This window comes from Streptomyces carpinensis (assembly GCF_002154505.1).
Lineage (GTDB): Bacteria > Actinomycetota > Actinomycetes > Streptomycetales > Streptomycetaceae > Streptomyces > Streptomyces carpinensis.
In genome coordinates this window covers 1-26,021 of sequence record NZ_MUBM01000123.1, presented here as the reverse complement: position 1 = coordinate 26,021, position 26,021 = coordinate 1, and the positions used below count along the sequence as shown (strand labels likewise).

General features: G+C 71.0%; 22 protein-coding genes and 1 pseudogene. 14 read left to right on the top strand and 9 right to left on the bottom strand.

Features of this window, described 5'->3' with window-relative positions; translation table 11 throughout:
- Positions 1–54 precede the first annotated feature (54 nt).
- Positions 55–1,491, bottom strand: a complete 1,437-nt coding sequence (locus tag BZY54_RS17520) for an MFS transporter (protein WP_086726134.1) — start codon at positions 1,489–1,491, stop codon at positions 55–57.
- A gap of 297 nt (positions 1,492–1,788) precedes the next feature.
- Here BZY54_RS17520 and BZY54_RS17515 point away from each other — a divergent pair, with 297 nt between their 5' ends.
- The 9 genes and pseudogenes from BZY54_RS17515 (at position 1,789) to BZY54_RS17475 (ending at position 11,241) form a co-directional block, all read left to right on the top strand.
- A complete protein-coding gene (locus BZY54_RS17515) occupies positions 1,789–2,673 on the top strand; it encodes a helix-turn-helix transcriptional regulator (RefSeq protein ID WP_086726133.1) in 885 nt (294 codons plus the stop codon).
- Positions 2,674–2,876: 203 nt separating this feature from the next.
- Positions 2,877–3,008, top strand: a pseudogene (locus BZY54_RS17510) (maleylpyruvate isomerase N-terminal domain-containing protein); the annotation flags it as partial.
- A gap of 120 nt (positions 3,009–3,128) precedes the next feature.
- Positions 3,129–4,406, top strand: a complete 1,278-nt coding sequence (locus BZY54_RS17505) for a hypothetical protein (protein ID WP_086726132.1) — start codon at positions 3,129–3,131, stop codon at positions 4,404–4,406.
- 232 nt (positions 4,407–4,638) lie between these two features.
- Positions 4,639–6,678, top strand: coding sequence for a beta-galactosidase (locus BZY54_RS17500; protein WP_086726131.1), 2,040 nt, complete (start codon positions 4,639–4,641; stop codon positions 6,676–6,678).
- Between the two features lie 14 nt (positions 6,679–6,692).
- Positions 6,693–8,045 (top strand): ABC transporter substrate-binding protein, encoded by a 1,353-nt coding sequence (locus BZY54_RS17495; protein ID WP_086726130.1) that lies wholly within the window; start codon positions 6,693–6,695, stop codon positions 8,043–8,045.
- Positions 8,042–9,040 (top strand): carbohydrate ABC transporter permease, encoded by a 999-nt coding sequence (locus BZY54_RS17490; protein ID WP_086726129.1) that lies wholly within the window; start codon positions 8,042–8,044, stop codon positions 9,038–9,040. The genes BZY54_RS17495 and BZY54_RS17490 overlap by 4 nt, the downstream gene beginning before the upstream one ends.
- 95 nt (positions 9,041–9,135) lie before the next feature.
- Positions 9,136–9,969, top strand: coding sequence for a carbohydrate ABC transporter permease (locus BZY54_RS17485; protein ID WP_244217204.1), 834 nt, complete (start codon positions 9,136–9,138; stop codon positions 9,967–9,969).
- 349 nt (positions 9,970–10,318) lie between these two features.
- Positions 10,319–10,825 carry a DUF4232 domain-containing protein gene (locus BZY54_RS17480; protein ID WP_158103880.1) on the top strand — a complete coding sequence of 169 codons (507 nt, stop codon included), beginning with the start codon at positions 10,319–10,321 and terminating at the stop codon, positions 10,823–10,825.
- Between the two features lie 125 nt (positions 10,826–10,950).
- Positions 10,951–11,241, top strand: a complete 291-nt coding sequence (locus BZY54_RS17475; RefSeq protein ID WP_086726127.1) for a hypothetical protein — start codon at positions 10,951–10,953, stop codon at positions 11,239–11,241.
- A gap of 10 nt (positions 11,242–11,251) precedes the next feature.
- On the opposite strand, the gene sufC is transcribed toward BZY54_RS17475, so the two are convergent.
- Positions 11,252–12,016: a Fe-S cluster assembly ATPase SufC gene (sufC, locus tag BZY54_RS17470; RefSeq protein WP_086726126.1), complete on the bottom strand. Its 765-nt coding sequence runs from the start codon at positions 12,014–12,016 to the stop codon at positions 11,252–11,254.
- A 239-nt stretch (positions 12,017–12,255) separates the two neighbouring features.
- Between sufC and BZY54_RS17465 the strand changes: the two genes are divergently transcribed.
- Entirely contained in the window at positions 12,256–13,497 is a 1,242-nt protein-coding gene (locus BZY54_RS17465) for an ROK family transcriptional regulator (protein ID WP_086726143.1), read from the top strand.
- Positions 13,498–13,641: 144 nt separating this feature from the next.
- On the opposite strand, the gene BZY54_RS17460 is transcribed toward BZY54_RS17465, so the two are convergent.
- The 3 genes from BZY54_RS17460 to BZY54_RS17450 are packed head-to-tail and all read right to left on the bottom strand — an operon-like array spanning position 13,642 to position 16,753.
- Positions 13,642–14,475 carry a carbohydrate ABC transporter permease gene (locus BZY54_RS17460; RefSeq protein ID WP_086726125.1) on the bottom strand — a complete coding sequence of 278 codons (834 nt, stop codon included), beginning with the start codon at positions 14,473–14,475 and terminating at the stop codon, positions 13,642–13,644.
- A 5-nt stretch (positions 14,476–14,480) separates the two neighbouring features.
- Entirely contained in the window at positions 14,481–15,434 is a 954-nt protein-coding gene (locus BZY54_RS17455) for a carbohydrate ABC transporter permease (RefSeq protein WP_086726124.1), read from the bottom strand.
- A gap of 11 nt (positions 15,435–15,445) precedes the next feature.
- Positions 15,446–16,753: an ABC transporter substrate-binding protein gene (locus BZY54_RS17450; RefSeq protein WP_086726123.1), complete on the bottom strand. Its 1,308-nt coding sequence runs from the start codon at positions 16,751–16,753 to the stop codon at positions 15,446–15,448.
- A gap of 281 nt (positions 16,754–17,034) precedes the next feature.
- Between BZY54_RS17450 and yicI the strand changes: the two genes are divergently transcribed.
- Complete coding sequence (gene yicI / locus BZY54_RS17445; protein ID WP_086726122.1) at positions 17,035–19,305, top strand: alpha-xylosidase; 2,271 nt, start codon at positions 17,035–17,037, stop codon at positions 19,303–19,305.
- Between the two features lie 146 nt (positions 19,306–19,451).
- Here yicI and BZY54_RS17440 read toward each other — a convergent pair whose 3' ends face one another.
- Both BZY54_RS17440 and BZY54_RS17435 read right to left on the bottom strand, forming a co-directional pair.
- Positions 19,452–20,303: a maleate cis-trans isomerase family protein gene (locus BZY54_RS17440; RefSeq protein WP_086726121.1), complete on the bottom strand. Its 852-nt coding sequence runs from the start codon at positions 20,301–20,303 to the stop codon at positions 19,452–19,454.
- 82 nt (positions 20,304–20,385) lie between these two features.
- Positions 20,386–20,673, bottom strand: a complete 288-nt coding sequence (locus BZY54_RS17435) for a hypothetical protein (protein WP_143668069.1) — start codon at positions 20,671–20,673, stop codon at positions 20,386–20,388.
- 73 nt (positions 20,674–20,746) lie between these two features.
- Here BZY54_RS17435 and BZY54_RS17430 point away from each other — a divergent pair, with 73 nt between their 5' ends.
- Entirely contained in the window at positions 20,747–21,652 is a 906-nt protein-coding gene (locus BZY54_RS17430; protein WP_086726119.1) for a LysR family transcriptional regulator, read from the top strand.
- A gap of 203 nt (positions 21,653–21,855) precedes the next feature.
- Here the strand turns inward: BZY54_RS17430 and BZY54_RS17425 are convergent, their stop codons facing one another.
- Positions 21,856–23,124 carry an aspartate aminotransferase family protein gene (locus BZY54_RS17425; RefSeq protein WP_086726118.1) on the bottom strand — a complete coding sequence of 423 codons (1,269 nt, stop codon included), beginning with the start codon at positions 23,122–23,124 and terminating at the stop codon, positions 21,856–21,858.
- Positions 23,125–23,334: 210 nt separating this feature from the next.
- Here BZY54_RS17425 and BZY54_RS17420 point away from each other — a divergent pair, with 210 nt between their 5' ends.
- Positions 23,335–24,807: an NAD-dependent succinate-semialdehyde dehydrogenase gene (locus BZY54_RS17420; protein ID WP_425276289.1), complete on the top strand. Its 1,473-nt coding sequence runs from the start codon at positions 23,335–23,337 to the stop codon at positions 24,805–24,807.
- A 122-nt stretch (positions 24,808–24,929) separates the two neighbouring features.
- Positions 24,930–25,427: a DUF3830 family protein gene (locus tag BZY54_RS17415; RefSeq protein ID WP_086726117.1), complete on the top strand. Its 498-nt coding sequence runs from the start codon at positions 24,930–24,932 to the stop codon at positions 25,425–25,427.
- Between the two features lie 157 nt (positions 25,428–25,584).
- On the opposite strand, the gene BZY54_RS17410 is transcribed toward BZY54_RS17415, so the two are convergent.
- Positions 25,585–26,021 (bottom strand): amidase family protein (locus tag BZY54_RS17410; RefSeq protein ID WP_244217202.1); only part of this gene is annotated, 437 nt, incomplete at its 5' end.

Here is a 26,021-nt window from a genome sequence, read left to right as displayed (position 1 = left end):
TCACGTCCACGTCCGCCCGGTCACCTGGTTCGTGGCTCGCACCCCCGCCGTCGGTCACCGCGTGTTCGACCGGGCACCGGGCAGGAGCAGAGTGGTGACGAGGGCGCCGAGGAGGACGACGGCGGCGTTCACCGCGATGGCGGTCTTCAGCCCGCCGAGGACGGCCGAGACGCCGGTGGCGGTCGTCGCGGCGGTGGCGACGGCGCTCATCACCGGCGTGCCCATGGTGATGCCGATCTGCTGGGTCATGGTCGCCAGACCGGTGGCCAGGCCCTGCTCGTGATCGGCCAGCCCGGAGGTGGCGGTCACCATGAAACCGACGATGACGAGCATGTTGCCGACCCCGCCGACGAAGGTGGCGACGAGCAGGAGCCACATGGACGAACTGCCGGTTCCGAGGGCGAGCAGGGCAGCTGTGGACACGGTCTGCAGGATGCCTCCGGTGACCAGCGTCCGCTTGCTGCCGGTCCTCGCGATGACCTTCGGGGCGACGGAGCCGCCGACGACCGTTCCGATGCCCAGCACGCCGAAGGACAGACCGGCGGCCAGCGGGGAGAAGCCCAGTACGTCCTGCAGGTACAGGGTCAGCAGGAAGACGAGTGACGTCTCGGTCAGGAACGCGATCAGACCGGCCAGATTGCCCCAGGCCACCGACCGCTTGCGGAGCACGCCGAACGGCACCAGCGGCGCGGCGGCCCTGCGCTCCACGCTCCAGAAGACGATCAGCAGTACGACGCCGGCCGCCAGGGACAGCAGCGCGGACGACGAGCCCCAGCCGTGTTCGCCGGCCTGGGTGAGGCCGAGGACGACGGCCAGCAGACCCAGCGTGACGCTGACGGCACCGGGCACGTCCAGCTCGGGGCGCTCGTCGGGCCGTGACTCGGTGATGACCGTCGGGGCGACGCACAGGACGGCGAGGGCGACGGGCACGTTGACGAAGAACGCCCAGCGCCATGACAGCAGGTCGGTCAGCAGGCCGCCGAGGATCGCTCCGGTGGTGAAACCGGCGGACATCAGCGCCCCGTTGAGACCGAGCGCCTTCTCCCGCAGCGGGCCTTCAGGGAAGGCGGTCGTCATGAGCGACAGGCCGGCGGGCGTCACCGCCGCGGTGGCCAGACCCTGGAGGACACGCGCCGCGATCAGCTCCTGAGGGTTCTGTGCCAGGCCTCCCAGCAGAGAGGCCGCACCCAGCACCACCAGACCACCGAGGAACAGCCGGCGACGGCCGAACAGGTCCGCGACCCGTCCGAACAGCAGCGTGAAGCCGGCCGCGCAGAGTGCGAACGCGGTGCCGATCCACTGCAGGTGCCCCAACGAGAAACCCAGGCCCTGGCCGATCACCGGCAGTGCCACGTTCAGGATGGAGAAGTCCACCGCCAGCATGAACTGGGCCGCGAGCAACAGCACCAGCACCAGCCGCAGTCGGGAGGTCAGAACGGCCGGGGCCGTGCCGACGGCCGTACCGGCCGTCCGCGCATTCGTGACGGACATGAAGTCGAGTCCCTTTCTCTCAGGTTCTCTCAGGCGTTGCGTCGCGCGTTCGCCGACGCGTTCTCTCGCGCAGGCGTCTGTCGCGCGCCGCTGAGAACGAGGCTCTCCTCGGCCCCGGGCGTGAGCCAGGACCCTGTCCCGCCCAGCCACTGCGAGGGTGGTCATCGCATGACCACCCTCACGGCTCACGGTCGCCGCGGCGGGCGGGCATCATGGGGGAGTGCCGCACGGCACGTCAGGCACCGGCGGCCAGGAGCCGTACGCCTGGCCGCCCGAGCCATGACACCGGAGGCATCGATGGCCGCTCCGTCCGAGCTGGGGGACTTCCTCAAGTCCCGCCGTGCCGCCCTGCGCCCGGAGGACGTCGGCATCACGCCGCATCCGACCCGGCGCCGCGTCACCGGTCTGCGCCGGGAGGAGCTGGCCATGCTCGCCGGGGTCAGCATCACCCACTACACCCGCCTCGAACAGGGCCGCGCGATCAGCGCCTCGGACTCCGTGCTGGACGCGATCGCACGCACCCTCCGCCTCACCGACGACGAGACCGCGCACCTCAAACACCTCGCCCGCCCCGCCGCAGTGTCCCGGTCCCGTCGGGCAGAGCCCCGGGCGGAGCGGGCCGGCGCCTCGGCGCTGCAGCTGCTGGCGGCCATGTCGGAGGTACCGGCACTCATCCTCGACCGCCGCAACGACGTCCTCGCCTGGAACCGGCTCGGTCACGCGCTGCTCGCCGGACATCTCCCGCCCGAGAGCCCCGATCTGCCCGGCGCCCGTCCCAACATCGTGCAGATGCTCTTCCTGGACGAGCACTACCGGACGCTGTACCCGCACTGGGAGGAGGAAGCCCAACTCGCCGTCGCCTCACTGCGCCTGGTCGCCGGCCGCCACCCCGACGACCGCCGCCTGGCCGAGCTCGTGGGCCGGCTCACCGTGCAGTGCGACGAGTTCGCCTCCCGCTGGGCCCGCCACCCGGTGCGCACGTGCACGTCGGGCACGAAACAGCTGCGCCACCCTCTGGTCGGCGTCATGGACCTCAGCTTCGAGAACCTCGTCATCCCCGGCACCTCCGGCCAGCGCCTGATCGCCTACACGGCCGAACCCGGCTCGCCCTCCGATGCGGCACTGCGCCTGCTGGGCAGTGTCACCGCACCGCTGAGCGAGGGCGCCCCCGCGACGGCGTGACGCCGACCGAGGGCCGCGGCCCAGGAAACCACCATTCATGAGCGGCCGTCAGAAGGCGTGCGAGGCCCGGATGCGCAGGGGCGTGTTCCGGCTCGCGGGCCGGTGATATCCGTTCGCGGTGCGGGGCCGGGCGCTGTCGGCTTGCTGCCGTGGATCTCTTCGCACCTTCCTGGGCAGCCTTGCGGACCGCGGTCGCCGGCGTCGGTGCGGCGTTCCTCCCGTCCCTCTCCGACAGGGACGCGCTGCTGATCGGCACCGGACGGCGTGCCCCGGCCGACGAGGAGAAGGCCGAACTGGGCGAGTCGGCCGCGCAACTCCCGCTCGTCGTCGGCTGATCGGACGGCCTGGCGAACCGTCTGTGAAGGAAGCGTCCCGTGGCCTCGGCAGGCGCGTGCGAGGGGCGTGTCGCGGCCCGGCTTGTGCCGCGCGATCAGGTGCGCATAGCTTTCGTTTTCATGACCATGACACGAAGGACGGTCCTCAGGGGCCTGGCCGCCGCGCCGCTCGTCTCAGCCGTGGGCGGCCTGGTGTCTCCCGCCGTCGCCGAGGCGGCCACCATCGCCGCGGGGCAGTTCACCCTCACCAGCCGATCCGCAAACGGCTACGGCGAGTTCGCCGATCTGACCGCCGGCCTGGCGGCAAAGCTGACCAAGGTGGACGCTACGACCGTCATCGCCGACACCAACCGCAACGCCACCCACCTCACCAGCGCCCCCGGCACCGTCGAGGCCTTCGCGACCGGATTCGCCTGGGACAGCGGCGACCAGGCCGTCGACTACTGGATCCCGCAGGGCGTCACGACCAGCGCCGACGCCTACGGCGACGGGCTCTACCCGGCCGGCGGCAACAACCGGGTCGTCCTCGTCTCCTGGTACTTCGAGTCCGACCCCGACGGCGACGGCGACGACGAGTACCCGCTCGACAAGGGCCTGCGGCTGACGTTCGTCGACAACACCACCGCCTCCACGCCGACGTACCGGCACGTCCTGCTGGTCGAGCCGGTCAGGACCGGCACCGGGGAGTACTCCTTCAACCCCATCCGCAAGCACGCCGGCGGCATCATGTGGTACGGCGACCTGCTCTACGTCGTCGACACCTACAAGGGGTTGAGGGTCTTCGACCTGAGCACCCTCTTCGAGGTCGCCACCGGCGAGGCGGACGTGTGCGGTCTGCACACCGACGGGTCGTACTACGGGTACGGGTACAGGTACGTGCTGCCGCAGAGCCACGCCTACGACAACGCGGGGACCTACCTGCGCTACACCACCATCGGTCTGGACCGTGCCAGTACGCCCGACAGCTTCGTGGTGAGCGAGTACTCCCTGTCCGGCACCGTCGACTACACGGACGGCGCCTTCAACGGAACCGGCCCCGGTACGACCACGCCCAAGGTGGTCCGCTGGAACCTCGACTACACCGACCGGCAGCCGGCCTCGCTCACCGCGTCGGAGGCCGTCACCGTCGCCCAGCAGAAGATCCAGGGCGTCGTCTCCCGCAACAGCAAGCACTACCTCTCCACGAGCGCCGGCCCGTCCACCAAGGGCGCGCTGCGCACCTTCACCTCCGGCGGCTCGACCGCGACCACCGTCTGCGACCTCGCCATCGGCTGCGAGGACCTCAGCTACCACAGCAGTGGCGCGTCCGGCTGGGCCTACAGCGAGTCCGTGATCTGGAACCTCAGCGAGTACGCCGGCAAGCGGTACGTCTACGCGGTCCACGCCGACGGTTCGTGACCGCGCCGGGCCTGCTGCCCGATCTCCTCCACGGCATGGCCGTACAGGCCTCCGCCGGTGTGGGCACCGTCATCACGTTCTCCGTTTCCGCGCAGGATCGGTCCGTGCGGGACCGCTCCTGCGCGGGACCGGGCCCCGTACCGCTGGCCACACCACCGTGCTCTCTCCGAGGCTATCAATTAATTATGCAAATATCTTGACGCGGTGCGCCGTCGCTCCGAAACTGACCGGCGTGCGACTCACTGACGCGGTAGCAATCGACTCCCGGCGGCATCTGCGCCCGGCCGGCATCGCCTTCGGCGGCGACTACAACCCTGAGCAGTGGCCGGAGGAGGTGTGGGCCGAGGACGTCGCCCTGATGAAGGAGGCGGGCGTCACCATGGTGACGGCCGGCATCTTCTCGTGGGCCAAGGTCGAACCGAGACCGGGCGAGTACGACTTCGCCTGGTTCGACGGGGTGATGGACAACCTCGCGGGCGCCGGGGTCGCCGTCTGCCTGGCGACCATGACCGCCTCGCCGCCCCCCTGGCTCACCCGGCTGCACCCCGAGGTCCTTCCGCGGACGGCCGACGGCCGGCTGATGTGGCCCGGCGGCCGACAGCACTACTGCCCCTCCAGCCCTGTGTACCGCAGGTATGCCACGCGCCTCGTCGAGCGGCTCGCCACCCGGTACGCCGATCATCCCGCCCTGGAGATGTGGCACATCGGCAACGAGTACGGCTGCCACACCCCCATGTGCTGGTGCGAGGAGTCCGCCACCGACTTCCGGCGCTGGCTCCGCGACCGCTACGGCACCGTCGAGGCGCTCAACGACGCCTGGTCGACGGCGTTCTGGTCGCAGCGCTACGACGCCTTCGCGGAGGTGCTGCCGCCGCGCCTGGCACCGACCTTCCCCAACCCCGCCCAGCAGCTGGACTTCGCCCGCTTCAGCGACGACGCGCTGCTGCGGTGCTACCTCGCGGAGAAGGAGGTGCTGCGCCGGATCACCCCCGACGTCCCGGTGACCACCAACTTCATCGGCGTGCACAAGCCGGTCGACTCCTTCCGCTGGGCAGCCGAGGAGGACGTCGTCTCGGTCGACGTCTACCAGGACCCGCACAGCGACGACGCCCACATCGCGGCCGGCTTCGCCTTCGACGTCACCCGCTCCGCCCGCGGCGGCGAGCCGTGGATGCTCATGGAGCAGGCGCCCGGCGCGGTCAACTGGCGTGACCGCAACGGCCCCAAGCCGCCCGGTCGGATGCGGCTGTGGAGCTGGCAGGCGGTGGCCCAGGGGGCGGACGCGGTGCTGTACTTCCAGTGGCGCCAGTCCCGGGGCGGGGCCGAGAAGTTCCACTCGGCGATGGTCCCGCACGGCGGTACCGGGACCCGTACGTTCCAGGAGGTACGCGAGCTGGGGCGGGAGCTGGCCCAGGTGCCGCAGATCGCCGGATCACGCTGCACCGCCGACGTCGCCCTGGTCATGGACTGGAACAGCTGGTGGGCGCTGGAGCTCGACTCACACCCGTCGACGGCGCTGGACCAGATGGAGATCAACCTCGCGCACTACCGGCCGCTGTTCGAGGCCGGCATCACCTGTGACGTCGTACCGCCCGACCGTGACCTGTCCGGCTACCGCCTCGTCGTCGTGCCCAATCTCTACCTGCTGCGCGAGCCGGACGCCCGGCGGCTGACCGACTACGTGCGCGACGGCGGGCACCTGCTCGTCTCGTTCTTCTCCGGCATCGTCGACGACTGCGACCGCGTGCACCTGGGCGGATATCCCGCTCCGCTGCGCGAGGCCCTGGGCGTGCGCGTCGAGGAGTTCTGGCCGCTGCCCGAGGCCGGCAGGGTGCGGGTGCGGCTCCAGGACGGAACGGTCGCGCACGCCGACCTGTGGTCGGAGGCGGTCGTGCTCGAAGGGGCGCAGACGGCGGCCGTGTTCGATTCCGGACCCCTGGCGGGGCAGCCGGCCGTCACCCGCAACCGGTGCGGCGCGGGCAGCGCGTGGTACGTCGCCACGCGCCTGGAGCCCCAGGCCATGCGCGCGCTGACGGACGAGGTGTGCCGCACCGCAGGCGTCGGCCCGGTGCTTCCCGGGCTTCCCGCGCAGATCCAGGCGACCGTCCGGGAGGGCTCCGGCGGGCGATTCGTCTTCCTCCTCAACCACGGTCCCGAGCCGGCCCGGATCAGCCTGCCGGAGCCGATGACCGACCTCCTCGCGCACGGGACGGCCCCCTCGGACCTGATCATGGTGCCGGGTGCCGGAACAGCCGTACTGACCAAGCCGTGAAGCAAGGGACACACATGGAGACCTCGAGACCGACCCGAAGGTCGCTTCTGCGGTGGGGCACCGGCGCGGCGGCGGCACTGACGGCCGCGCCGGCGCTGACGGCCTGCGGCCAGGCCGTCGGCGCCTCCCGCACGACGAAGCAAGCGCCCACGCGCCCCGGCCACAAGGTGAAACTCGTCTTCTGGACGTGGGTGCCGATGCAGAAGACCGTCGACCTGTGGAACCGCACGCATCCCGACATCCAGGTCGACCTGCAGATCATCCCCGCCAACGTCCTGGGCGGCTACCAGAAGATGTACTCCGCGCTGACGGCCGGGGACGCGCCGGACCTGGCACAGGTGGAGTACTACGAACTGCCCGCCTTCATGCTGGTCAACGGCCTGACCGACCTGAGCGCCTACGGCGCCGACGCGCTGCGCGGCAGCTACGTGCCCTGGCAGTGGAACCAGGGCGTCTTCGGCGGCCGCGTCTACACGGTTCCGCAGGCATCCGGGCCGATGGGGCTGTTCTACCGCGCCGACCTGTTCGCCGAGTGGGGCATCGACGTACCCACCACCTGGGCGGAGTTCGAGCAGGCCGCCCGCGTCGTCCGGGCGCGTGGCGACGGAGCCCGGCTGTGCGCCTTCGCACCCACCCAGCCGGCCTGGTTCGCCGCGATGTGCTGGCAGCACGGCGCACGGTGGGTCCGCACCGAGGGCGACACCTGGATCATCGACATGAACGACGACCTCTCCCATGAGGTCGCCGACTTCTGGGCGAAGCTGATCCGCGACGATCTCGTCATCGTCGAACCCGACATGTCCAGCGCCTGGTACGCACAGCTCCAGACCGGACGCATCGTCGCCTGGGTCGGACCGCAGTGGGGTGACGCGCTGCTGCGCGGCAACGCCCCCAACACGTCGGGCAAATGGCGGGTCGCTCCGCTGCCGCAGTGGAAAGCGGGCGAGAACGCCTCCGCCAACTGGGGCGGATCGTCCACCGCGATCCTGCAGGGCAGCCGCCATCCGCGCGAGGCGCTGCAGTTCGCCCACTGGGTCAACACCGACCGGCAGGCCATCGACCTGAATGTGGCCGCCGGGTACGGCTGGCCCGCCGCCGCCGACGCCTTCCGCGGCTCCGCGCTCGACAAGCCCGACCCGTTCTTCGGCGGACAGCGGTACAACGACGTCTTCGCCGCGTCCGACCGGGCCGTCGACACCTCCTGGAAGTGGTCACCCACCTCCGACGCGGATTTCGGCCACCTCCAGAACGATTTCGGCGCCGCCGTCGCCGGGCAGGGCGGCCTCGTCTCGTCCCTCGCCGACGCCCAGAAGCGGGCCGTGCAAGACCTGCTGGCCAAGGGCCTGAAGGCGAGGAGCGCGCGATGAGCGGCACGATCAAGGACACGACCGGTGGCACCATCGACGACACGGCCCACGGCGTGACCGGCCAGGGGAGGGGCTCCGGGGCGGGCGCGGGCGGGCGGCAGCGGTCCGCACGTCCGGACCGCGCCGCGTGGGGGTTCCTGCTGCCCTTCGTCGCCCTCTTCCTGTTCACCTTCGTCCTGCCCATCGGCTACGCGATCTACGAGAGCCTGCTCAAACCGATCCGCTCCGGGCCCCTCGGCCTGGGCGCGGCACACATCGGCTTCGCAGGGCTGAGCAACTACACCCTCGCCCTGAAGCAGCAGGACTTCCTCGACAGCTTCGGGCGGGTGCTGCTCTTCGCCGTGGTCCAGATCCCCGTGATGCTGCTGCTGTCCACGGTGCTGGCGCTGGTGCTCGACACCCTCTCCAGCCGCTGGGCCTCCTTCCTGCGCGCCGCGTACTTCCTGCCGTACGGCGTGCCCGGCGTCATCGCCTCGATCCTGTGGGGCTTTCTGTACGTCCCGGGCGTCAGCCCCATCCTCGACCTGCTGGGCAGGGTCGGCCTGCACCCCGACTTCCTCGGCTACAACAGCGTGCTGTGGTCCGTCGCCAACGTCGTGATCTGGGAGTTCGCCGGATACAACATGCTGGTGATCATCGCCCAGCTCAAGGCGATCCCGCAGGAGCTGTACGAGGCGGCCCGCATCGACGGGGCGAACGCCTGGCAGACCGCGCTGCGCGTCAAGCTCCCGCTGGCCCGTCCCGCGCTCGTGCTCACCGGCGTCTTCTCCATCATCGGCACGCTGCAGCTGTTCGCGGAGCCCCTGGTGCTCAAGCCGCTCACCTCGACGATCACCACCTCGTACACACCGAACCTGAGCGCCTACAACGAGGCGTTCGCCAACAACAACATCTACCTCGCGGCGGCCGAGTCGGTGATCCTCGCCCTGGTGGCGAGCGTGCTCTCGTTCGGCTTCCTCAGCCTGGTCAACCGCAAGGGAAGGAGTGAACGGTGAGCGTGTCCGCACCGGGCATCGACGAGAGCGTGGCCGGCTCCACCGCCACCCCCCGGGCCGTCGGCAGGGGCCGTGCGGGCGCGTCGCACAGGGGAATCACACCCTCGAGGATCCTGCTGGTCGCGTTCCTCACCATCGCGGCGCTCTACTTCCTGCTGCCCGTGTACTGGCTCGTGGTGGCCTCCACCAAGAGCACGGGCAAGCTGTTCGGCAGCTTCGGGCTGTGGTTCTCCGACCCGCACTGGCTGCACAACCTCTCGCAGGTCTTCTCCTACGACGGCGGCATCTTCTGGAAGTGGACCTTCAACAGCATCCTGTACGCCGGCGTGGGCGGCGCGCTGGCGACGCTGCTCGCGGGCGTGGCGGGGTTCGCGCTCGCCGTCTACCGTTTCCGCGGGCGGGAGGCCGTGTTCAAGGCCGTGCTCGCGGGTGTGCTGCTGCCCAGCACCGCGCTCGCGCTGCCCATGTACCTGCTGTTCAGCAAGATGGGCCTGGCCAACACCCAGTGGGCGGTGCTGATCCCGAGCATGGTCAGCCCGTTCGGGGTGTACCTGTGCCGGATCTACGCGGAGGCGGCGGTGCCGGTCGAGGTGCTGGAGGCGGCGCGCGTGGACGGGGCGGGGGAGTGGCGGATCTTCTCCACCGTCGTCCTGCGCATGATGACGCCCGCGCTGGTGACCGTCTTCCTCTTCCAGTTCGTCGGAATCTGGAACAACTACTTCCTGCCGTTGGTGATGCTCTCCGACGACACCAAGTACCCCATCACCCTGGGCCTGACCACATGGCAGTCGGCGGCCGACCGGCACCCCGAGCTGTATCAGCTCACGGTGGGCGGGGCGTTCGTCTCCATCCTGCCGCTCGCCGCGGCGATGCTCGTGCTCCAGCGCTACTGGCGCTCGGGCCTGACCCAGGGAAGCGTCAAGGGCTGAACCCGGGCCGGCGGCTCGTGCCCGGGAGCGATTCCGGACCGGCGGGGCGCACCGTTAGAACGGCTTGAACGTTCGACCCTCTCGGCCTGCCGTCCTCCGTCCGCCCGGGGGCTCTCCTCGCGACCGCACAACCGCTGCGCGCCGGCTTACGGCCGGGCCGCGACTGCCGCTGGAGCACGTCCTGCACCACGATGGTCGGCAGGGCGGCGAAGGCGGACGATCCAGGACCACCGCGGGAGACCCCGACCATCCACGACGACGAGCGGTCGGCCGTACAACCATCGTTCAGGCGGGCGTGTCTTACCCGACGGATTCACTCACCCCATTCGCCGAGATGGGAGTGCACATCATGAACCACTTCTCGAAGCACATGGCCGCATTGGGCACCGTCGCCGTGCTGGCCGGCGCGGGTGTCACCTGGGGAGCGGTGCGGGCCGACGCGGCCGGCACTGTGCGGACCTGCACGACCGGTGACCTCTATCCGTCCATGGGGCGCAAGGACGCGGCGGCCGGTTCACTGTACTGGCCGGTCCAGATGACCAACACGAGCACCAGCACGTGCGCGCTGCGCGGCTACCCCGGTGTGAGCGTGCTGAACACCTCCCACGGGCAGATAGGTCCCGCCGCCTCCCGGACGGGGGAGAAGTACGGCACGATCAAGGTCGCACCCGGACGGACGGTCACCGCTGTCGTCCGCACCGCGAACGGTCCCGTCGGCGGGCCCTGCAACCCGACCGGGACGTACCTGCGGATCTACCCGCCGGCGTCCACCAAGGCGATCCTCGTTCCCGCATCGCTGCGTACCTGCTCGGGCCTCTTCACCGTGGGTCCCGTGACGGCTCGCACTGTCTTCTGACGTCGTTGTCCTTCTGAACAACTCAAGTCCGCTCTCGAACACGCCGGAATCCGGCTGCCGCCGGACGCGAGGGACGTCCACTACGTCACGCACGCTCACCCCGACCGGGCCAGTACGCCCTGGCCGTGGTCTTCCGCAGCAGCCGCCCGGAGACGGAGGACCTGCTCATCCGGAGCGCCCTGGTGCGCGACGGACTGGACGACCTGGGCGACGGCCGCTTCACGACCGGGGACCCCAGTGACCCCGCGGGCCTGTGCGGTCCCGTTCCCAGGGCGCCCGTCGCCCAGATCACGGACAGCCGACCGGGCGATCCCGCGCGACTCGGTTCACGTCTTGCCGTGGATGTCGAACTGAGTGATCTGCGGACGATCCTTTCGACGACCACCGTGCTGATCACCTCCGTGCCCGACACGTGAGGCGGGCCGGTCAATCCGGCGTGCTCTGCTTCACGTACGCCTCGTAGCCCTCCTCCTCGAGCCGGTCGGCGAGTTCGGGGCCGCCGGAGTCCGCTATGCGGCCGTCGGCGAAGACGTGCACGTAGTCCGGGCGGACGTAGCGCAGGATGCGTGTGTAGTGGGTGATCAGCAGGGTGGCCACCTCTCCGGTGGCTCGCACGCGGTTGACGCCCGCCGAGACGACGCGCAGCGCGTCGACGTCCAAGCCGGAGTCGGTCTCGTCGAGGATGGCGATCTTCGGTTTGAGCAGCTCGAGCTGAAGGATCTCGTGCCGTTTCTTCTCACCGCCGGAGAAGCCCTCGTTCACGTTGCGCTCGGCGAAGGCGGGGTCGATCTGCAGCCGTTCCATGGCCTCGCGGACCTCCTTCACCCACGTACGCAGCCTGGGTGCCTCGCCCCGGACGGCGGTGGAGGCCGAACGCAGGAAGTTGGACATGGTCACGCCGGGGACCTCGACGGGGTACTGCATGGCGAGGAACATCCCGGCGCGGGCCCGTTCGTCGACCTTCATCGCCAGCACGTCCTCGCCGTCCAGGGTGACCGTCCCCGAGGTGATCAGGTACTTGGGGTGCCCGGCGAGCGCGTAGGCGAGCGTGGTCTTGCCGGAGCCGTTGGGGCCCATGATGGCGTGGGTCTCGCCCTGGCTCACGGTCAGGTCGACGCCGTGCAGGATCTCGCGTGGGCCGGTGTCGGTGAGGACCGAACAACGCAGGTCGCGGATGTCGAGGGTGGCCATGGGCGCTTCACCTCACCTTGTCGCAGCCAGGTGTGGCAGGTGTGCCACGAACCCGCGCCTCGGTCTCGGCTCGGCCCTGCTCTCGCACGGCACGGACGGGGCACGTGCCACACCCTGGTGATGCCCGCCGTGTCCCGTGCTCACCCACCCCGTCCCGCGGCCGCGGGCTCGGACGGCCCGCGGGAATGCCCGCCGGCCACGTCTGGGCCGGTCAGGCCGGGGCTAGGCTCGGCAGCACGATGAAGAACAACGCGACTCCGCTGGGCCCGAAGGCCGACAAGCTCACCGTCAGACGGCACAACCTCAGCCTGGTCCTGCGGACGGTGCACGACGCGGGCGAGGTGACCAGGGCCGGGATAGCCACGCGGGTCGGTCTGACCCGGGCAGCGGTGTCGTCCCTCGTCGAGCAGCTGCTGGAGTACGGCTTCGTCACCGAGTCGGGCAAGACGAGCAGCGGCCAGGCCGGGCGCCCCGGCACGGTCCTGGAAGTGGCCCGTACAGGTCCGGCGGGGCTGGGCGTGGACATCAACGTCGACTACGTCGCCGTGTGCGTCGTCGATCTCTCCGGCACCGATCGCGTCCGGCTGGTGGAGCACGTCGACAACCGCGGGGTGCAGCCTTCGCAGGTGCTGACACGCGCGGCGCGGCTGGCCGCCCGGGCGCTCGGGTCGGCCGCCGAGCAGGGACTCCAGCCGGCCGGCGCCCGTGTCGCGGTGCCGGGCCTGGTCTCCGGGGGGACCGTCCGCCAGGCCCCCAATCTCGGCTGGAAGCGGGTCGCCGTCGAGGGACTCTTCGCCCAGGCGCTGTCGGCGCTGCGGCCCGCCCGGCCGGCGCTGCCGGTCAGCTCCGACAACGAGGCCAATGCCGCCGCGCTCGCGGAGCTGTGGTACGGCGCCGGAACCGAGGGAGTGCGGAGTTTTCTCTACGTGTCCGGTGAGATCGGCATCGGCGGCGCCCTGGTCCTGAACGGGGAGCTGCTGCGCGGTGCACACGGCTTCGCGGGCGAGATCGGGCACGTGGTGGTCGACCCGGAGGGGCCGCTGTGCCGGTGCGGCGCCCGGGGCTGTCTGGAGCAGTACGCGGGGCAGGCCGCCCTGCTGGAGGCGGCGGGCATCGACACGGACACGGATGTGCCGGGCGTCGCCGAGCTCCGGCGACGGGCGCAGCGCGGGGACGGGGCCGCGCTGGCCGTGCTGGAAGGGGCCGGGCGGCAGCTGGGCGTGGCGCTGTCGGGCGCGGTGAACCTCTTCGATCCGGACGCGGTGATGCTCGGCGGTGTCTACCGGCAGCTGGTCCAGTGGCTCGCTCCGGCTGTCGACCGGGAACTCGCGCGCAGGGTGGTGTCGGGGTTGTGGAGCGAGGACCGGAGCCGCCTGCGCGCGGCCTCACCGCTGGGTGACGCGGCACGGGGCGCCGCCGGTGTCGTCGTGAGGGAGGTCCTCGCCGATCCGGCGGCGTACGCGGAGCGCGCCGGGAGGTGAGCGCGGCGGCGTCGGCCCGGGGTTGTAGGGGCCCGGCTCGGGCCGTCGGTACCGACCGACGGCCCGAGCGCCTGACCCAGCGCCCCGCTCAGCGCCGGCCGCGCTGTGCGGCGAACACCGTCTCGCTCCCGGCATGCGGGTCGGTCACTTGACGGAACCGCCGGTGATGCCCGCGGCGATGTACTTCTGGGCGAGCACGAGCAGGATCGCCGCCGGTACCGCGGACAGGACGGACGCGGCCATCACCGACCCCCAGTCGCCGACGTGCGCACCGATGTACTGGTAGATGCCCAGCGTGACCGGCTTGACGTCGTCGGTGGTGTTCAGGGTGAGAGCGAACATGAAGTCGCTCCACGAGAACAGGAAGGCGAACAGGCCCGAGGTGATCAGTGAGTTGCGGCTCATCGGCAGCACGACCCGCACGAACGTCCGCACCGGCCCGGCACCGTCCATCTGCGCCGCCTCGATCACCTCGCCCGGGATCGAGACCATGAAGGACCGCATCAGCACGATGGAGAACGGGATGCCGAGCGAGGCGTCCGCCAGCATCAGGCCGAAGTAGGAGTTGACCAGGCCCAGGTCGACGTAGGTGTTGTACAGCGCGTTGGCGATGACGATGCCCGGCACCATCTGGGTGATCAGCGTGCCGAACACGACCGTCCGCGAGCCGCGCAGCCCGAACCGGGCCAGCCCGTAGGCGGCGGGTGCCGAGAACGCCAGGCAGATGACGACCGCGCCGAGCGAGACGGCCAGTGAGGTCAGCAGGTGACCGCCCTGGTCGCTGAGGGCCTTGGAGAAGCCGGACAGGTCCAGGCTGCCCGGGACCGGGTCGACCTGGAGCAGACCCGACGCCGGCTGGAGTGCCGTGTTGAGCATCCAGTACAGAGGGAAGAGCATCACGCACAGGATGAGCACGCCGGCGATGGTGGAACCCCAGCGGCGCCTGGATGTCGTGGGCGTGGGCGTGGGCGAGGCCATGGACGTCACTTCCCCTCGGTGCGGTTGGCCCGCAGGTAGAACACCGCGAACACCGCGGAGACCAGGATGAGTACGTTGCCGACGACGGCGCCCGCCCCGAAGTCCAGCTGCACGAACGAGTTCTGGTAGGTGAGCGTGCCGAGGGTCTGGGTGGCGTCGGCGGGGCCGCCGTCGGTGAGGGCGAGGATCAGGTCGAGGATCTTCACCGTCGACATGAAGCCGAGGACGAGGACAACCGTGATCACCGGCTTGAGCGTGGGCAGGGTGATGGAGCGGAAGGTCCGCCACGCGGAGGCGCCGTCCAGGGCCGCCGCCTCGTGGAGCTCCTTGGGGATCTCCTGCAGACCGCCGTAGAGGATGACCATGTTGAACGGGATGCCGATCCAGATGTTGACCAGGATCACCGACAGCAGGGCCATGCCGGGGCTGGTGAGCCACGGGGTGTGGCCGCCCAGGCCGAGGGTGTCCAGGAACGAGTTCAGCACGCCCGTGTCCTGGTCGAGGATGCGCCGCCACACGACGCCGGACACCACCATGGGCACCAGCCAGGGCAGCAGGATCAACGAGCGCAGGACGCCGTTGAGGGGGAACCTCCGGTTGAAGAACACCGCGAGTGCGAGGCCGATGCAGAACTGCCCGACCAGCGATCCGGCGGTGAACACCAGGGTGTGCCACAGCGCCTTGCCGAACAGGGCGTCCTGGAAGACGTTCGACCAGTTGTCGACGCCGTTGAAGGGGGCCTCGCCCGTGAAGAAGGTCTTCGGCGTGTAGTGCTGGAAGCTCATCACGATGTTGCGGACGAGCGGGTAGCCGAAGAACAGCAGCATGAAGACGACCGCGGGGGCGACGAACCCCCACTGCGCGAGGCGGCGCCGCAGCCTGAGCCTTCGCGGATCCGGGGCGCCGGCGGCCTTCTGCGCCGCGGAGGGCGCCGGGACGGTGACGGTGGACATGGTCATGTACGCGTACCTCAGTTCCCACTCGTGGCACGCTGCTGGGCGCGCGTCAGGGCGGCCTTGCTGGACTCGCCGGTCAGGGCCGACTGGAAGGCGCTCTGCAGGGCGAGCGACACGCTCGACCATCCGGCGCCGACCTCGGCCGTACGGGAGCGGGCCGCGGCCACCTGGTCGGCCAGCGCGTCCAGTTCGGGCACCCGCTCGCGCCACACCGCGGCGGCCTTCTCGTCGGCCGGGACCATCCAGCTGTTGAGCGCGTAGGTCAGCTGCTCCTTCTGGCCGGCCAGGCAGGCGACGATCCGCCCGGCCGTCTTCTCCCGCGCCCTGTCCCCGGTGTTGGGAACGGTGAGCACCGCGCCGCCGAGGGGGCCCACGGACTTGTCGCCGGTCTTCGGCACGGGGATCCGTGCGATGCCCCAGTGCAGCGACTTCTTGGTGTTCAGTGTCTCGACCTGCCACGGGCCGTTGATCATCATGGCCGCGTTGCCCGCCATGAACTGGTCGTTGACGTCCGCCTGTGTCCAGCTGACCGTCGACTTGGACAGCGAGCCGTCCTTGAGCAGGGACTTCCAGAAGTCCAGGGCCTCGACGACCCGCGGTCCGTCGAGCTGCCTCTCGTCGCCGCCGTTGGACCACATGAACGGCGTGAACTGGAAGACGCCGTCCTCGGCACCGCCCGCGCTGAGCGCCAGCCCGTACCGCTTGCCGTGAGTGAGCTTCCGCGCGGTCTCGCGCAGCTCGTCCCAGGTGGCGGGGACCTTCAGGCCCGCCTGGGCGAGGATGTCCTTGTTGTAGAACAGCGCGAGCGTGTTCACCGAGCGGGCCGCCCCGTAGTACGTCCCCTTGTAGGAGCCGAAGTTGACGATGCCCTGGGGGATGTCGTCGGTGCCCAGGCCGAGTGTCCTGAGGTCGACCAGACCGCCGGCCTCGGCGAACGTCGGCATCTCGGAGGCGTCGAACTGCACGATGTCGGGCAGCGACTTCGACGACGCCATGCGGAGCGCCTTCGTCATCACCTGGGCGGCCGGGACGCTCTGCTGCTCGATGGTGACACCGAGTTGCTTGCTGCATCGGGCCATCGCCTGAGCGTCCCAGCGGTGGTAGGAGTCGTCGGTCGAGGAGTTCAGCACCGTGTAGACGTCGCCGTCGCGCTGCTGCCCGCATCCGGTCAGGGCCGTCCCGGCGACCAGGACGGAGACGGTGGCGAGCGGTGCCACGGCCCTGCGGGAGCGCCTCCGGCGCGGGGCAGCGGGATCCCGTCCTTGCCGGCCGACGGTCCATGACGTGAACCTGAGCCGGATGGCGTTGAAGCGCTTCGACATGCTTGCGGCCCTTGCTGTCGTATCGCCCGGCGGTCTCGCCGGTGCCTTTGTTTGCTGTGATGACTAATACGGCAATCGCTGGCGTCGCGCTAGTCCCGAACCTGTGTCGGTTCACGTACAGCGCGGAGTGGCACTCGGTGTCATCATTGAAAAAGTTGCTGGTCAGGTGGGTCAGGGCGGCGCAGCACCTCTGCGGTGGCTATTTGTTTTGTGTACGATCAAAATCCGGGTGACAGCCTCCGAGGTCCCCGCCGAACAGCCCGCTCCCCCCGAGGACAACCATGAAGTTCACCAACGGGTTCTGGCGCATCCGCGACGGCGTCCAGCTCGCGTACGCCACCGAGGTGCGCGATCTGCGCCCCGAATCGAAGCGCTTCACCACCTGGGCCGCCGTACAGAAGGTGACGCGCAGAGGGGACACGCTCAACGCGCCGCTGATCACGGTCGACTGCTTCTCACCCGCCGAGGGCGTCATCGGTGTGCGGATCACGCATCACGCCGGCCGTCGGCGCCCCGGCCCGGACTTCGCCCTCGCGGCCGAGCCGGGCGGCGCGGGCGAGGTGCGAACCGACGGCACCGTCACCGAGCTGGTCAGCGGCCCGCTGACCCTGCGCCTGGACCGGGCCGCCCCCTGGAGCCTGACCTTCCACGACGCGGACGGACGCGAGCTGACCCGGTCCGGCCGCAAGGGCACCGCCTTCGCCACCACCGACGACGGCGCGCACCACGTCCTCGCCCAGCTCGCGCTGGGCGTCGGCGAGCAGGTCTACGGCCTCGGCGAGCGCTTCACGCCGTTCGTGAAGAACGGCCAGGTGGTCGACATCTGGCAGGCGGACGGCGGCACCAGCAGCGAGCAGGCCTACAAGAACATCCCCTTCTACCTGTCCTCGCGCGGCTACGGCGTCTTCGTCAACCACCCCGGCGCGGTCTCCTTCGAGGTCGGCTCCGAGTCCGTCGGACAGGTGCAGTTCAGCGTCGAGGACCAGACGATGGAGTACTACGTCGTCGCCGGTCCCGCTCCCAAGGACGTCCTCACCCGCTACACCGCCCTCACCGGCCGTCCGGCCCTGCCGCCCGCGTGGTCCTTCGGGCTGTGGCTGACCACCTCCTTCACCACCGACTACGACGAGCGGACGGTCATGTCGTTCGTCGACGGCATGACCGAGCGCGGGATCCCGCTGTCGGTCTTCCACTTCGACTGCTTCTGGATGCGCGAGTACCAGTGGTGCGACTTCGAATGGGACCCCGAGGTCTTCCCCGACCCCGAGGGGATGCTCGCCCGGCTCAAGGCCAAGGGACTGAGGATCAGCGCGTGGATCAACCCGTACATCGCGCAGAAGTCCCCGCTGTTCGACGAGGCCGCCGCGCTCGGGCACCTGGTGCGCCGCCCGAACGGCGACGTGTGGCAGTGGGACCTGTGGCAGGCCGGTATGGGGCTGGTCGACTTCACCAGCCCCGACGCCCGGGCCTGGTTCCAGTCCAAGCTGAAGCCGCTGCTCGACCAGGGTGTGGACTGCTTCAAGACGGACTTCGGCGAGCGTGTCCCCACCGACGTCGTCTGGCATGACGGCTCCGACCCGGAGCGGATGCACAACTACTACGCGCACCTGTACAACCAGACCGTGTTCGAGCTCCTCGAGAAGGAGCGCGGCCAGGGCGAGGCCGTGCTCTTCGCCCGTTCCGCGACCGCGGGCGGCCAACAGTACCCCGTGCACTGGGGCGGCGACTGCTGGTCGTCCTTCGAGGCCATGGCCGAGTCACTCAGGGGCGGCCTGTCCCTGTCCCTGAGCGGCTTCGGCTTCTGGAGCCACGACATCGGCGGCTTCGAGGGCACACCCGACCCGGCCGTCTTCAAGCGCTGGCTGGCCTTCGGTCTGCTGTCGTCCCACAGCCGCCTGCACGGTTCGACCTCCTACCGGGTGCCGTGGGAGTTCGGTGACGAAGCCGTCGACGTCGCCCGGCGGTTCACCCGGCTCAAGCACCGTCTCATGCCGTATCTGTTCGGTGCCGCCGTCGAGGCCCACCGCACCGGCGTTCCGGTGATGCGGCCCATGATCCTCGAGTTCCCGCACGACCCGGCGTGCCGCCCGCTCGACCGCCAGTACATGCTGGGCCCCGACCTCCTCGTCGCCCCGGTCTTCAGCGAGGACGGCGAGGTGGAGGTCTACCTCCCCGAGGGCACCTGGACCCATCTCCTCAGCGGCGAGCAGGTCACCGGCCCGGTGTGGCGCACCGAACGGCACGGCTACGACAGCCTTCCGCTCTACGTCCGCGAGGGCGCCGTCCTGCCGCTGGCCGCCGACGAACGGCGGCCCGACGGGGACTGGCTGGACCGCCCGACCCTGCTCGTCCACCCGTCGGACTCGGCCGGGTACACCACCCGGGTCGGTGTGCCCGACCCGACCGGTGCCCCGGCGGCCGTCTTCCGCGTCCGGCGCGAGGGCGACCTCCTGGCCGTCACCGCGGAAGGCACCGACCGGCCGTTCACGGTACGCGTGGCCGGCGGTGCGAGCGCCGAGGGAACGGGTGAGGTGACCGTGCCGCTGCGGTGACCCGGCGTGGAGCTTTCGCCGGTTCCCAGTGCCGTCGACGGGGCCGGGTTCCTCCGGTCCCCTCCTGGCCCCGGCACGTGATCGGCCGCCGGGCGGGGGCTCGCGCGCCGGCGCCGGCCGCTACAGGCGCTCCACGGCGCCGGGCGTCACACCAGGGGCGTGTCGGAGCCCTCGCCCTCGCGGCGGAGGATCGCCTGCGGCTCGCTTCCGAGGGGAGCCGGCGACGGCGTGGGCGAACCCGCCGGGCCCGACAGCGCCGATCGCGCCGCCGGGTCGAGGAGCGCCTGGTAAGGGCCGACCGCCGGAACGCCGATGCTGTGCAGAGCGGCCCAGACCGTCACCTGGTTCGCAGACAGGACCGGGATCCGCAGCTCGGCCTCCAGCTGTGGGATCACGTCGTACGTGGGCAGGTTGGTGCAGCTGATGAACAGGGCGTCGGCGCCCGCGGCCACGCCCCCGCGTGCCATGTCCAGCACCGCCTGGTACGGCACGCGCCAGATCTCCCCGGTCAGACCCAGGTACTCGCGCCCGGTCACCGTCACGCCGCCCTCGGCCAGGTATGCCTCCAGCGCGTCGGTGAGCGACTTGGTGTAGGGGGTGATGACGGCGACCCTGCGGGCGCCGAACTCCGCCAGCGCATCGAGCAGCGCCCCGGAGGTGGTGATCGCGGGGATCGGCACCACCTGCCGCATAGCCTCGCACATGGACCGCTCGCCGGTGATGCCGTCGATGAAGCTGCCGGACGTGCAGGCGTAGGCCACCGCCTCGGGGCCGACGGCGCTCAGGGTCAGCATCGCGTCCCGCAGGGTCCGATGCTCGCTGACGAGCCTGGCCATGTCCGGGGAGACCTCGACCGGAACGTACGGCGTGCGCGTCAGATGGAGCGAGACGTCGTCGGGCACCCACCGCCACAGCTCCCGGTCCAGGGCGAAGTCGAACGGAGCGACGACTCCGACACCGCGCTGCGGAGCGGGACCGCCGAGAACGGTGATGTCCAAGACAACTCCTGGTCCAGAAGGAACGATGTGACATCGTCGGGGCGGGCGGGGGACGGATCGGCCGGCGCGCGGGCGGTGGCCGTCAGAACCAGGGCAGGGCGGGCGCGCCGGTCAGTGCCCGCGGATGGCGGAAGCCGAAGCCGGCACCGCCCTCGGTGCGGTACGGCCGCGCGTGGCGCCCGACCCGGGCGCGGTCCGGTCCGGTGCCGCGTCCGTCGGTGGTGCTCTCCGGGCCGGCGAGCACCACCGCGTGGGCCCTCGCACGGATCGCCTCGGGCAACGCCCCCCACCCGCTTGCGCGTTCGCGGCAGACGAGGCGCCCCAGGGCTGCCGCGACACCGGCTTCCACCGGCAGCGATTGTGTGGTCACGAGCGCCAGTGTGAGGTCAGCCCCGTTCTCAGGACCAGCAAGATTTTCCTGCGGCTGCCGTTAGTGTTCCTACATGTTCGAAGTACGGCGGCTCAGGTTGCTCAGGGAGCTGGCCGCGCACGGTACGGTCGCGGCCGCCGCCGAGGCCTGTGCGCTCACCCCGTCGGCGGTCTCGCAGCAGCTCGCGTTGCTCGAACGGGAGGCGCGCACCCCGCTGTTCGTCCGCGACGGCCGGCGGCTGCTGCTGACGGAGGCGGCGAAAGTGCTGGTGGCGCACACCGAGATCATTCTGGCCCAGTTGGAGAGGGCCCGGGCGGACGTGTCCGCGCTCGACCACCGGGTGCAGGGCACGGTGCGGCTGGCGGCCTTTCCGAGTGCCGCGAGCGGCGTGGCCGCGCCGGCCATCGCCGCCTGCCGGGCCTACCACCCGGACCTGAACGTGGCACTGAGCGAGCAGGAGCCGGCGCAGAGCCTGGTCGACCTGCGCATGCGCCGCATCGACATCGCTCTGGTGTACGAGTACAACCTGCTGCCCCGGCTGCCGCAGTCGGGTGTCGAACTCCGGGCCGTTCTCCAGGAGCCGCTGTTGCTGGCCCTGCCGAGCCGCCACCCGCGGGCGGGCGCCGAGGGACCGCTCACCCTGGAGGCACTGCGGGACGAGCACTGGATCGCGCCGCGCCGGGACGACTCGCTGCGCACGGTGCTGGAGCGGGCCTGCGCCAGCGCGGGCTTCACCCCGCGGCTCGACTACATCAGCGACGACTACACCGTCGTGCTCGCCTTCGTGCAGTCGGGACTCGGTGTCTCGCTCGTGCCGCCGTTGCTCGTGGAGCAACTGGCCGCGGACGTGACGCTGCGGCCGGTGGAGAACTTCGCGCTGACCCGTACGGTGTCCATCGCCACACGGACGGGCAGCGGAGCCGATCCGGCTGTGAACGCGCTGGTCCTGGCCCTGCGACGGGCGGCCCGGCAGGGGTGACACGGCGTTCGCCGCCCACCCGCGGCGCCGAACCGGCGCCGAAGGGGCCGCCGCCCGGCGAACCGCATCGCAGGCTCGGCGGCCCAGTGCGGCGCGCTCGCCGCCGCGTGGTGGAGCCGCGGCGGGCCCCGGTGCGGCGAGCGGCAGGCCGGGCACCGGCTCCCGGCTCCCGACCTGCCGCGGCGGATCGGCGGCGGTCCGCTTCAGTCGAGGACCTCGGCCACCGCCTCGGACCACAGGCGCAGGCCCTCGCGCACCTGTTCGGCGGTGACCACGAGCGGCGGGATCATGCGGACGACCTGACCCTGGGCGCCGCAGGTGAGCAGCAGCAGCCCGTGCCGTCCCGCGGCCGCCTGCACCTGGGCGGCGGTCTCGCCGTCCGGGCGGCCCTCCGCCGTGACGAACTCGGTTCCGGCCATCAGCCCGAGTCCGCGCACATCGCCGACCCGCCTGGTGCCGCCCGCCGCGTACCGGGAGGCGACCTCGCGCAGGCCTGAGATGAGTTCCGCGCCCCGCGCGGCCGAGTTCTCCACCAGCTTCTCGTCCTGGATGACATCCAGCGTGGCGATCGCCGCCGCGCACGCCACCGCGTTGCCGCCGTAGGTGCCGCCCTGCGAGCCGGGCCAGGCCTTCTCCATCAGCTCGGTGGGCGCGGCGATGGCGGACAGGGGGAAGCCGCTCGCCAGGCCCTTGGCGGTGACCACGATGTCGGGGCGCACGGCGAAGTGGTCGTGACCCCAGAACCGGCCGGTGCGGCCGAACCCGGTCTGCACCTCGTCGATGATCAGAAGGATGCCGTGCCGGTCCGCCCGCTCCCTCAGTCCCTGCATGAAGGCCGTGTTGGCCGGCACGTATCCGCCTTCTCCGAGCACGGGTTCGACGATGAAGGCCGCCGTGTCGGCCGGGGCGGAGACGGTCGCGAGGAGCTGGTCCAGCTCGCGCAGCGCGAACTCGGTGGCGGTCGCCTCGTCCCAGCCGTAGTGGAAGGCGTGGGGGAACGGGGCGATCGCCACACCCGGCATCAGCGGGCCGAAACCCGAGCGGAACTTGGCCGCCGACGTGGTCAGGGACGCCGCGCCGATCGTCCGGCCGTGGAAGGAGCCCTGGAAGACGACGATGTTGGGCCGGGCGGTCGCCTGCCTGGCCAGCCGCATGGCGGCCTCGACCGCCTCGCTGCCCGAGTTGACGAAGAACAGCGAGTCCAGGCCCTCGGGGAGCACCTCGCCGAGCCGCTCGGTGAGGGTGAGCAGCGGCCGGTGCATGACCGTCGTGTACTGGCCGTGCACCAGCGTGGCCACCTGGCGCTGGGCGGCCTCGACCACCCGGGGGTGGCAGTGACCGGTGCTGGTGACGCCGATGCCGGCGGTGAAGTCGAGGTGGGCGCGGCCCTCCTCGTCGTACACGTGGACGCCCTCGGCACGGGCGGCCAGGACAGGGGTGGCCTGCTTCAGGACGGGGGAGAGCTGGCTCATGTCGGCTCCTTCGGGATGAGCGGTGAGCACACAGGTGGCCGTTGTGGGCGGCCCGCAGCACGGCCGCGGCGCACGCGGGACGCCGTTGATCGTAGGATTGTCAACAACCTACATTCATGCAAGCATGGGTGGCGCCCGTTGTCCACGACCCCGTCCGACCCGACGAGCCGGAAGCCCGGACGGGAGTCCCCACAGCACTGGGGGTACGCAGTGACCACACAGGCCGAACACGAGCGGGCGGTGGTGGACGCCGTCCCCACGGGGCTTTTCATCGGGGGCGGTTGGCGGCCCGCCGCGTCCGGAGCCGTCTTCGAGGTCGAGGACCCCTCGCTGGCCCGGCCGCTGCGCACCGTGGCCGACGCCGACGCCGCGGACGCCCTCGACGCGCTGGCCGCCGCCCACGACGCCCAGGAGTCGTGGGCCGCCCATCCGCCGCGCGAGCGCGGCGAGATCCTGCGCCGCGCCTACGAGTTGATCCACGCGCGGATCGACGACCTGGCCCTGCTGATGACCCTGGAGATGGGCAAGCCGCTGGCGGAGGCGCGCGGCGAGGTGGCCTACGCCGCCGAGTTCTTCCGCTGGTTCGCGGAGGAGGCCGTGCGCATCGACGGCGGCTGTGCCGTCTCGCCGGACGGCAGGGACCGGCTGCTGGTCATGCGCCGCCCGGTCGGGCCCGCACTGCTGATCACACCGTGGAACTTCCCGCTCGCGATGGGCACCCGCAAGATCGGCCCCGCGGTCGCCGCCGGCTGCACCATGGTCGTCAAACCGGCCGAGCAGACGCCGCTGTCCATGCTTGCGCTGGCGGGCGTCCTGGCCGAGGCCGGACTGCCCGAGGGTGTGCTCAACGTCGTCACGAGCAGCCGGCCGGGCGAGGTGGTCGAGCCCCTGATGCGTGACGGGAGGCTGCGCAAGGTCTCCTTCACCGGCTCCACCGCGGTCGGACGGCTCCTGATCGCCCAGAGCGCGCAGCAGGTCCTGCGGGTGTCGATGGAGCTCGGCGGCAACGCGCCGTTCATCGTCTGCGAGGACGCCGACCTCGACGCGGCCGTCGAGGGAGCCGTGCAGGCCAAGATGCGCAACATCGGCGAGGCGTGCACGGCCGCCAACCGCCTCTACGCGCACGAGAGCGTGGCCGGCGAGTTCGCCCGGCGCCTGGCGCAGCGCCTGGGCAGCCTGAGGGTCGGGCGCGGCACGGAGCCCGGCGTGGAGGTCGGGCCGCTGATCGACGAGGACGGCCGGGGCAAGGTGCGCCACCTGGTCGGCCAGGCCCTCGACGGCGGGGCCAAGGCGCTGACCGGTGCCGAATCCCCTGCAGGCGACGGCTACTTCTACGCGCCCACCGTGCTCGTCGACGTTCCCCGGGACGCCGCCCTGCTGCACGAGGAGATCTTCGGGCCCGTGGCTCCGGTCATCCCCTTCGCCGACGAGGACGAGGTGGTCGCGGCCGCCAACGCCACGCCGTACGGCCTCGTTTCTTATCTCTTCACGGAGAACCTGCGGCGCGCCTTCCGGATCTCGGAGCGGCTGGACACCGGAATGATCGGGCTGAACAAGGGAGTCGTGTCCAACCCCGCGGCCCCGTTCGGCGGCGTCAAGCAGTCCGGGCTCGGCCGCGAGGGCGGCCGGGTGGGCATCGAGGAGTTCCTGGAAACCCGTTACCTGGCGATGCCGATGGACTGACGTCGCCACCGACCGGCACCGCCGGCACCGGCCGGCATCCGTGCCGGTGACGAGCCACCGCACAAGCACACCACCCGAGCGACGCACCGGCCGGGAGGCCGGGGAACGGAGGGCGCGGAGAGATGGACCGCCACATCGAGATCTCGCTGGAGAAGCGCGGAGTCAGTTGCGTGGCCCGGCTTCTGGACGACCGGGCGCCGCGCACCTGCGAGGCGGTGTGGAACGCCCTGCCGCTGGGCAAGGACGTCTTCCACGGCAAGTACGCGCGCAACGAGATCTACACGCTGGTGCCGGCGTTCGCACCGCAGGAGCCGGGCACGGAGAACCCGACGATCACGCCGATCCCCGGCGACGTCGCCTACTTCTCCTTCGCCCAGTGGCAGTTGAACACCAGCTCGCACGGTTACGCCCAGGGCGGCCGGCCGCAGGGCGCGCAGCAGATCGTGGACCTCGCCGTCTTCTACGAGCGCAACAACCTGCTGCTCAACCCGGACACCGGCTTCGTGCCCGCCACCATCTTCGCCACCATCGTCGACGGTCTGGACCGCATGGCCGAGGCGGCACAGGACCTGTGGCTCTCCGGTGTGATCGGTGAGTCGCTCGTCTTCCGCCGGGCCTGAGCCGGGACGGACGCGAGGGGCGGTGGCTCCGGGTTCCTCCCGGGGCCACCGCCCCTTGTCCGTAAGGCGGTTGTCCTGCCGCAGGTGTTCGGCCTTCGACCACGGCATTCGTACGGCCGTCGACCACGGCGCGTGGAGGACGGCGACCCGCTGCGGCTCAGCCGCGCGGCGTCACCGGCGCCGCGGAGACGGTGCCCTCGGCGGCCAGCGCCTCGAACAGGGCGTGCGACGCCCGCAGCACCAGGCCGTCCCGGTGCCGGGCCGCGACCAGTTGCACGCCCACCGGCAGTCCGTCCGACGCCACCCCGCACGGCACGGTGGCCGCCGGCTGCTGGGTCAGGTTGAACGGGTAGGTGAACGGCGTCCAGCCGGTCCACCTCGTCAGGTCGCTGCCCGGCGGGACCTCGTGGCCCGCCTCGAACGCGGTGCGCGGCAGCGTCGGCGTGACCAGCAGGTCGTAGGTTCGGTGGAAGCGGCCCATCAGCACCCCGAGAGCCATCCGCACGTCCACGGCGCCCAGGTAGTCCAGTGCGCTCATCGAGGCACCCTGGCGGCACACCTCCTGCAGCCCCGGGTCGAGGCGGCCGAACTCCT